This window comes from Alkalibacterium sp. m-11, assembly GCF_054658155.1.
Window position 1 is genome coordinate 1 of the sequence record NZ_BAAGIR010000449.1, and the last position, 293, is coordinate 293.

The window sequence follows — 293 nt, forward strand, 5'->3', positions numbered from 1 at the left end:
ATACTCAAAAAATATTCGAATATATCACAGGGCTTTCGAGTTCGCCAAAGCGAACCCTCATCCCTGCCGAGCTATCATCCCACGATTGAAACCGTGGGTTTTCTCGCTCGGAAAACTGATAATCTGACACATCAAAAGGTCCTGCCCCAAGTAAAATGGATAGGACCTTTTAACGTAATTCCGAAAGAAGTCTCCCACTTCTAAACGTATGGGTACGAAGCACCAGTGAAAGTGGGAGATGAATTTCGGTCAAGCGATAGCTTGAAGTTATTTCTCAAGACCTTTTCTTATTA

At 42.7% G+C, this 293-nt stretch carries 1 protein-coding gene; it reads left to right on the top strand.

Annotation, left to right across the window (positions count from 1 at the left end; genetic code table 11):
* A partial coding sequence (locus tag ACYQ2O_RS13145; protein ID WP_459796828.1) for a hypothetical protein occupies positions 1-204 on the top strand: 204 nt, incomplete at its 5' end.
* Positions 205-293 lie beyond the last annotated feature (89 nt).